The sequence below is a fragment of the Tabrizicola sp. genome (assembly GCF_036781545.1).
Classification (GTDB): Bacteria; Pseudomonadota; Alphaproteobacteria; order Rhodobacterales; family Rhodobacteraceae; genus Tabrizicola.
Window position 1 is genome coordinate 1 of sequence record NZ_DAIQAT010000166.1, and the last position, 7,619, is coordinate 7,619.

The 7,619-nt window shown below is 69.8% G+C and carries 7 protein-coding genes; 4 read left to right on the forward strand and 3 right to left on the reverse strand.

Features of this window, described 5'->3' with window-relative positions:
• Nucleotides 1–1,568 (forward strand): ATP-dependent helicase C-terminal domain-containing protein (locus V7Q39_RS17655; RefSeq protein ID WP_333817934.1); only part of this gene is annotated, 1,568 nt, incomplete at its 5' end.
• A gap of 145 nt (nucleotides 1,569–1,713) precedes the next feature.
• Nucleotides 1,714–2,913, forward strand: a complete 1,200-nt coding sequence (locus tag V7Q39_RS17660; RefSeq protein ID WP_333817935.1) for an MFS transporter — start codon at nucleotides 1,714–1,716, stop codon at nucleotides 2,911–2,913.
• 87 nt (nucleotides 2,914–3,000) lie between these two features.
• Here the strand turns inward: V7Q39_RS17660 and V7Q39_RS17665 are convergent, their stop codons facing one another.
• The 3 genes from V7Q39_RS17665 to V7Q39_RS17675 all read right to left on the reverse strand — a co-directional run bounded on the left by V7Q39_RS17665 (nucleotide 3,001) and on the right by V7Q39_RS17675 (nucleotide 5,747).
• Complete coding sequence (locus V7Q39_RS17665; RefSeq protein ID WP_333817936.1) at nucleotides 3,001–3,495, reverse strand: DUF1993 domain-containing protein; 495 nt, start codon at nucleotides 3,493–3,495, stop codon at nucleotides 3,001–3,003.
• A gap of 73 nt (nucleotides 3,496–3,568) precedes the next feature.
• Nucleotides 3,569–4,495, reverse strand: coding sequence for an ornithine carbamoyltransferase (gene argF, locus V7Q39_RS17670; RefSeq protein ID WP_333817937.1), 927 nt, complete (start codon nucleotides 4,493–4,495; stop codon nucleotides 3,569–3,571).
• 73 nt (nucleotides 4,496–4,568) lie between these two features.
• Entirely contained in the window at nucleotides 4,569–5,747 is a 1,179-nt protein-coding gene (locus V7Q39_RS17675; RefSeq protein WP_333817938.1) for an aspartate aminotransferase family protein, read from the reverse strand.
• 317 nt (nucleotides 5,748–6,064) lie between these two features.
• Here V7Q39_RS17675 and V7Q39_RS17680 point away from each other — a divergent pair, with 317 nt between their 5' ends.
• Together V7Q39_RS17680 and V7Q39_RS17685 are read left to right on the forward strand one after the other, a co-directional pair.
• Nucleotides 6,065–6,997: a Hint domain-containing protein gene (locus tag V7Q39_RS17680; protein ID WP_333817939.1), complete on the forward strand. Its 933-nt coding sequence runs from the start codon at nucleotides 6,065–6,067 to the stop codon at nucleotides 6,995–6,997.
• Between the two features lie 80 nt (nucleotides 6,998–7,077).
• Nucleotides 7,078–7,619: GcrA family cell cycle regulator (locus tag V7Q39_RS17685; protein WP_333817940.1), on the forward strand; the 542-nt coding region annotated here is incomplete at its 3' end.

The following is a 7,619-nucleotide window of genomic DNA, read 5'->3' on the forward strand; positions in this document are numbered from 1 at the left end:
GGGCGCGGCGGGCGCGGTTCGACCCGAACTCCGGCATGTCGCGGCTGGTGACGGAGCGGGCGACCAAGGCCGAGGCCGAGCAGCGCCGGGGCCGCGCGGGTCGGGTCGCCGAGGGTCTGTGCTACCGGCTCTGGACCCGTGGCGAGGAGGGTGGCCTCGCCCCCTACCCGCCTGCCGAGATCGAAGTGGCCGACCTGGCCGGGCTGGCGCTGGAACTGGCGCTCTGGGGGGGCGCGGACCTGCCCTTCCTGACGCCGCCCCCGGCGGGACCGCTGGCCGAGGCCCGCAGTCTGTTGCAGGGGCTGGGCGCGCTGGACGCAAACGGCCACATCACCGCGCATGGGCGCAGGTTGGCGGGACTGCCGCTGCACCCGAGGCTGGGGCACATGCTGGCGGTGGCGGGGCCGGAGGCGGCGACCCTGGCAGCCCTCCTGGCGGAACGCGACCCGCTGCGCGGGGCACCACCGGACCTGGCCTTGCGGGTGCAGGCGGTGACGCGCCCGGGGCCAGAGGCGGACCGGGGCGTGGTCGAGCGCATCCGGGCCGAGGCGAGGCGGCTGGCAACGGCAGCGCGAAGCCTGGTTGGCCAAGCGGGCGATCAGGCGGGGGGCTCCCCGGCACACACCCTCGCCGAGATGGCGGCGCTGGCCTATCCCGACCGGATCGGCCTGCGGCGGAAGGGCGAGGCGCCGCGCTGGGTGCTGTCAGGGGGCAAGGGGGCGGCGATGCCCGCCGGTCTGCCCCTGTCGGGCGCCCGGCTCATCGTGGCGACCGACCTCGACGGCGATGCCCGGGAAGCGACGGTGCGGCAGGCGGTGGCGATCAGCGAGGCCGAGGTCCGGGGGCTTTACGCCGACCGCATCGCCTGGGTCGAGGTCTGCGACTGGTCGAAACGCGAAGGCCGCGTCGTCGCGCGGCGGCAGGAACGGCTGGGCGCGCTGGTGCTGGACGACCGGCATTGGGACGCGGCCCCCGACGTCGTGGCGCAGGCGGCGCTGGAGGGGGTGCGGCTTCTCGGCCTGCCCTGGTCCCCGGCGGCGCGGCGGCTACGCGCGCGGGCCCGGCTGGCGCGGGGCGAGGGTTGGCCGGGGGTGGAGGATGCCGACCTCATGGCCACTGCGGAAGACTGGCTGCTGCCACACCTTTCCGGCATGCGGACGGAAGCGGACATCAAGGCGCTGGACCTCGTTCCCGCGCTTCAGGCCCTGCTGGGCTGGGACCGGCTGGCCGAGATGGACCGGCTGGTGCCGGGAAGCTTCGAGACGCCCCTGGGCCGGAAGATTCCCATCGACTACGAGGGCGAGGTGCCCGCCATCGAGGTGCGGTTGCAGGAATTGTTCGGCGTCACGGTTCACCCCGTGGTCGGCGCGGCGCGGATGCCGGTCAGGATCACGCTCCTGTCCCCGGCGCGGGCCCCGGTGCAGGTGACGACCGACCTGCCGCGCTTCTGGGCGACCTCCTACGCCGATGTGCGCAAGGACATGCGCGGCGCCTATCCGCGCCACCCCTGGCCCGAAGACCCGACGCAGGCGGAACCGACGCTGCGGGCGAAGCCGCGCGGGACCTGACCGCGAAAGGGGATCGTTCTTGCCCGGAGACAGCCAGCGGCGCCCCAGCGCTTCCTTTCAGCCTTGCAACACGGATTGATCCGACCGGCCTTCCAACCGTCCGGCGCGCAGATTATGACCGGCGCTAACAGTGAAGGGGCGGATCATGCAGGTGGATGTGCAGGCGCAGCGCGCGCGGTGGGCGGTTGCGGCGATGTTTCTGGCCAACGGCTTCGTCATGGGCGCCTGGGCGCCGCAAATCCCGCTTCTCATGCCGCGCCACGGCGTGACGGAATCCATGCTGGGCCTGCTGATCCTGGTCCTCGGGCTGGGGGCGGTCTCGGCCATGCTCTTCGCCGGGCGGCTGATCAGCCTGTACGGCGGGCGGCGGGTGCTGTCGCTGTTCTCGCTGGCGCTGATCCCGGTCCTGCCGATGGTGGTCTTCTCGCCCAACCTCTGGGCCCTGGCCCTGTTCATGGCGGTTTTCGGGGCGATGGCGGGCTGCATGGATGTGGCGATGAACGCGCAGGCGGTCGAGATCGAGCGTCGGCTGCACAAGGCGATCATGTCCTCCTCGCACGGGTTCTGGAGCCTGGGCGGCTTCATCGGCGGCTCGGCCGGGGCCTGGGTCATCGCGCATTGGGGGTCCGAGGTGCAGTCGCTGCTGACCGCCGCGGTCGTGGCGGCAATGGTACTGGTAGCCATGCCGTTCCTGTTGCCGCCAGCACCACGCGGCCCGGTGGCCGAGACGGTGGCCACGCCGAAGACGAAGCTTTTCCCGAAAGACTTCCACATCTGGCTCCTGGGGTTCCTCGCGCTTTTCTCGATGGTGCCCGAGGGCGCGGTGCTGGACTGGGCGGCGATCTATTTGCAGAAGGAACTGGGTTCGGATGTCTTCGTCTCGGGCCTGGCCTTCGCCTTCTTCGCCGGGGCCATGGCGGTGATGCGCTTCCTGGGCGATACCGTCCGCAACCGGCTGGGCGCGGTGCGGACGCTGCGGCTGTCGGGCTTTCTGGGCGCAGCGGGGTTGATGGGCGGGGCGCTGGCGCCTTGGGACTGGTTGGCGATCACGAGCTTCGCGGTGTCAGGCCTGGGCGTGGCGAACATGGTGCCGATCCTGTTCTCGGCCGCCGGGAACCATCCCCGCCTGCCCTCGGCCAATGCGATTTCGATCGTCACCATGGTCGGCTATTGCGGCATCCTCGTCGCGCCCTCGACCATCGGCTTCCTGGCCGAGCACGCCGGCTTCCGCCCGACCTATGCCGGGCTGGCGCTGATCCTTGTGGTTGTCGCGCTCCTGGCCGCACGGGCGGCGGATGCCGATGCACGGAAGGTGCTGGCCCCTGCGGGCGGGCAACCGGCATGAAGAAGACAGAGGTTACCAAATCCTGAACGCGGCCTCGCAAGCCGTTGATAAGACACGGGTCGAACGACTGCCCGCGCGCGGGCAGGTTCAGGGCGCGCCCATGTAGTCCCGCTTGCCAAGCTCCACCCCGTTCGCCCGCAGGATGTCGTAGGCGGTGGTGACGTGGAAGAAGAACTGCGGCAGGGTGTAGAACGACAGGAACTCGTCGCCCTTCAGCACCATGTCGCGGCCCCCGGCCTTGAAATGCACCTCGCGGGCATCGGCATGGGCGAAGTCGGCGGCCTGGAAACTGCCCATATAGCCGCGCGCCGCGGCGATCCGGTCCTTCAGCTCGGCAAACGTGGTCTCGGTGTCGGGGAAGCCTTTCGGCTCCTGCCCCGCCAGCCGGGCGGTGCCGCGCGCCGCAAAGTCGCAGGCGAGCTGGACCTGGCGGGCGAAGGGGAACATGTCGGGGAAGAGGCGCGCGGCGAGGATGACCTCGGGCTTGATCTTCTTCGCCTCGCAATGCGCGCTGGCCTTGTCGAGGATGACGGCCAGGGCCGAGAGGAAACGGTCGAAGACGGCGACGGAACGGCGGTGCATGGGAACCTCCCTTTGCGCTGAAGCGTCGGGCGCGGGCGGGGCCTTGTCAAGCGCCCGCCCGTCCCATCGGGGCCTACACCCCCAGGCTCCAGCGCATGACCGCCTTCTGGGCGTGCAGGCGGTTCTCGGCCTCGTCGAAGATCACCGAATGCGGGCCGTCCATCACGGCGCTCGTCGCCTCGTCGTTGCGATGCGCGGGCAGGCAATGCATGAACAGGCTGTCGGGCTTGGCCCGCGACATCAGCTGTTCGTTGACCTGGTAGGGCCGCAGCTGGTTGTGGCGGCGTTCCTTGGCCGATTCCGGGTCGTGCATCGAGACCCAGGTGTCCGTCACCACAAGGTCGGCGCCTTCGACGGCGGTGAACGGGTCGCGCTGGATGGTGATCTTCGATCCCTTCTCGCGGGCGAAGGCGACGAACTTATCCTCCGGGTCCAGCGTTTCCGGCCCGGTGAAGGTGAAGTCGAAGCCGAACTGCCCGGCCGCATGCAGGAAGCTGGCGCAGACGTTGTTGCCATCGCCGCACCACACCACCTTGCGGCCCGCGATGGGGCCGCGATGCTCTTCGTAGGTCATGACGTCGGCCATGATCTGGCAGGGGTGGGTGCGGTTGGTCAGGCCGTTGATCACCGGGACGGTGGCGTGTTCGGCCATCTCCAGCAGCGTCGCTTCCTCGAAAGTGCGGATCATGATCAGGTCGACATAGCGCGACAGGACCCGGGCGGTATCGGCTATGGTCTCGCCATGGCCGAGCTGCATTTCCTTGCCGGAAAGCACCATCGTCTCGCCGCCCATCTGGCGGACGCCCACGTCGAAGCTGACGCGGGTGCGGGTCGAGGGTTTCTCGAAGATCAGCGCGACCATGCGGCCCTTGAGCGGGGTCTCATCGTCGGGCGAGCCTTTGGGGCGGCCGTTGCGCGCGGTCTTCATCGCCTGCGCATTGTCGATCATGGCCCGCAGGTCGGCGGGGGATGTCTGGTGGATGTCGAGGAAGTGGTTCATGTCGTTTCGCTTTTTGATCCGGCGGCCGGGGGTTCACCCCCGGAACGCCTGGATATTTGGGAACAGAAGAAGCTCAGGCAGCTTTTTCGAGGGCGGCGGCGGTCTGGTCGAGCCGTCGCAGCGCCTCGGCAATGTCGTCGTCGGGGATGTTGAGCGCGGGGAGAAGGCGCAGGACATTGTCGGCGGCGGCAACGGTCAGGATGCCGGCCTCGTAGCCCGCCTTCACCACATCTGCCGGGGCCGGCTTGCATTTCAGGCCCAGCATCAGGCCTTCGCCGCGAACGTCCTCGAAGACCGCCGGGTGACGGGCGACCAGGCTTTCCAGCCCCTGCCGCATCAGCGCGCCCTTGCGGGCGACCTCGGCCAGGAAGGCCGGGTTGGCGATCAGTTCGACGACCTTCGCCCCCACCGCGCAGCCAAGCGGGTTGCCGCCGTAGGTGGAGCCATGGGTCCCGGCGGTCATGCCCGCAGCGGCGCGTTCGGTGGCGAGCACCGCACCCAGGGGGAAGCCGCCGCCGATGCCCTTGGCGACCATCATGATGTCCGGCGTGACACCCGCCCATTCATGCGCGAAGAGCCGCCCGGTACGGCCCATGCCGCATTGCACCTCGTCGAAGATCAGGAGCGTGCCGGTCTCGTCGCAAAGCTGCCGGATCAGCTTCAGCTCGGCGTCGGGGACAACGCGGATGCCACCCTCGCCCTGGATCGGCTCGATGATCACGGCGCAGGTCCCGGGGGTGATGGCCGCGCGGATAGCGTCATTGTCGCCCCATTTCAGATGGACAAATCCCGGCATCAGCGGGCCGAAGCCCTTGACCATCTTCTCCGACCCCGCCGCCGCGATGGCACCGGTCGAGCGACCGTGGAACGCGCCCTCGAAAGCGACGATCTGCGTCCGCTCGGGCTGGCCCGCGTCGTAATGGAACTTGCGCGCCATCTTGATCGCCAGCTCGGCGGTTTCCGTGCCGGAATTGGTGAAGAAGACCGTGTCGGCGAAGGTGCTGTCGGTCAGCAGCTTCGCCAGCCGTTCCTGTTCAGGGATCGTGTAGACGTTCGAGACATGCCACAGCTTCCCGGCCTGCTCGGTCAGCACCTGCACCAGCGCGGGATGGGCATGGCCCAGCGCATTCACCGCGATGCCCGAGCCGAGGTCGAGATATCGGCGCCCGTCTTCCGCCCAGAGCCAGCTGCCCTCGCCCCTCACGAAGGACAGGGGCGCGCGGTTGTAGGTCGGCAGGACGGAGGGGATCATGGAACAGGGTCCTTCAGGTGAAAGCCAATGGGTGCCCGAGGGCTGGCTGGGAGTCAACTTGGGGAAGGATGAGGCGCAACAGCGCCGATGACGGCAGGATAGGCGTCAGGCGCGACGGCGTCGGCGCGAGGCGGGGATATGGCAAGATCCTGCGGTCATGGGGCGTCAGTAGCGGGAATATGCGCGCGGGTAAAGTGCTTTCCCAGGCCTTGGGTTTTTCGCTGGCAATGACCTGTAAACGCTGGCAATGCAGGATCGGGGATGAAGGGGCGGGGGCCCCTCCGGGCAGGGCGGAAAGCCGGGGGTTCTGGACAGACATGGTCGCTGAGCGCATCACTGTCGGCGTCTATGCGCTGGACCGGGTGATCCTGCCGAAACCGGCAGCCGCGAAGGGCTGGGCCGCGCGGCTTGCCGAGACGCTGCCCGTGCTGATGGAGGGCGCGACGCCGGTCGGGATCAGCCTGACCGAGGGGCCGGACGGGCTGGTGCTGGCAGAAGATACTCCGCCTAGCATGGAACATCGCGCCGGAAGCGCGGTCGCGGTCGAGCCGGTCGCGGGCCGTCCGGGGTTGTTCCTGGTCCGCGTCGGCGGCAAGGCGGCGGGGCTTTCCAGCGCGCGGCCCTGGGTGCCGGGATCCGGGCCGGTGCTTCACGGCGCGGCCCTGACCGATGCGCTCGCGGCCTATGTCGCAGGCACGCGGATCGACACGCCCGACGGACCGCGTCCGGTCGAAACCCTGGTCGCAGGAGAGGTGGTGACGACGCTCGGCAACGGCTCGCGCCCGCTGCGCTGGGTCGGACGGCGGCGGGTGGAGGTGGTCGAGCTTCTGGCGCATCCGGGCCTTCGGCCCGTGGCCTTCGGCCCCGGTGCCCTGGGCAATGCACGGGAACTGGTCGTCTCGCCCCAGCAACGGGTGCTGATCGACGACTGGCGCGCCGCGGTCTATTTCGGCGAGGACCGGGTGCTGGTCGCCGCCCAGGCGCTGGTCGACGATCAGGCCGCGCGGGTGGTTCTGCCAGGGGGCGGAGTCGATTATGTGATGCTGCTCTGCGACCGGCATGAGGTGCTGCTGGCGGAAGGAACGCTGTCGGAAAGCTTCCATCCCGGCGAGGCAGGGCTTGCCGCGCTTCTCCCGGACGACCGGGCGCGGCTGGCGGCGGTCTGTCCCGAGCCCGAGCTTCTGCGGCGGCGGGCGGGCTTTCCCATCGTGCGCCATGCCGAAGCGCGGGCGCTGCGCCTGCATCCCTGACCCTTTGCGAGAGCGACCCTTGCGGCCCCCTGCCCCGGACGGATAGAATGTCCGGGTAGCACAGACAGGCGGAGATCGGGATGTCCTGGACGGACGAGCGCGTCGAGACGCTCAAGCGCATGTGGAACGAGGGCCAGTCGGCCAGCCAGATCGCCAAGGAACTGGGCGGGGTGACCCGCAACGCGGTGATCGGCAAGGTGCATCGCCTCGGCCTGTCGAACCGCGTGGGCGGCAAGGAGGACGAGGAGGAGAGCAGCGCCCCGGCCGCAGCTGTCGCGGCGGCCAAGCCCGAGCCCGCCCCCCGGCCGGAACCGGCCCCGCGCGCCGAGCCACCGCGCCCGGCGGCACCTGCGGCGGCGGCCCCTGCTCCGTCGTCCAACGTCACCCCGCTGCCGGTCCGCAAGGCGATCATCCCGGCCGGCCAGCCGCTGCCGCCGCAACCCAGCCTGAACGAGATCAGCCCCGAGGCCTTGGCCTCGGTCCGCGAGGTGGAGAAGCGCGCGCGCAAGCTGACGCTGATGGAACTGACCGAGCGGACCTGCAAATGGCCGATCGGCGACCCGGCGACGGATGATTTCTGGTTCTGCGGCCTGCCCAGCCTGCCCGGCAAGCCCTATTGCGA

What these genes read in the sequence shown, in the direction of transcription:
- V7Q39_RS17675 (WP_333817938.1), bottom strand. Translation starts at nt 5,747, where the DNA reads ATGATCCCCTCCGTCCTGCCGACCTACAACCGCGCGCCCCTGTCCTTC.
- V7Q39_RS17660 (WP_333817935.1), top strand. Translation starts at nt 1,714, where the DNA reads ATGCAGGTGGATGTGCAGGCGCAGCGCGCGCGGTGGGCGGTTGCGGCG.
- V7Q39_RS17680 (WP_333817939.1), top strand. Translation starts at nt 6,065, where the DNA reads ATGGTCGCTGAGCGCATCACTGTCGGCGTCTATGCGCTGGACCGGGTG.
- argF (WP_333817937.1), bottom strand. Translation starts at nt 4,495, where the DNA reads ATGAACCACTTCCTCGACATCCACCAGACATCCCCCGCCGACCTGCGG.
- V7Q39_RS17665 (WP_333817936.1), bottom strand. Translation starts at nt 3,495, where the DNA reads ATGCACCGCCGTTCCGTCGCCGTCTTCGACCGTTTCCTCTCGGCCCTG.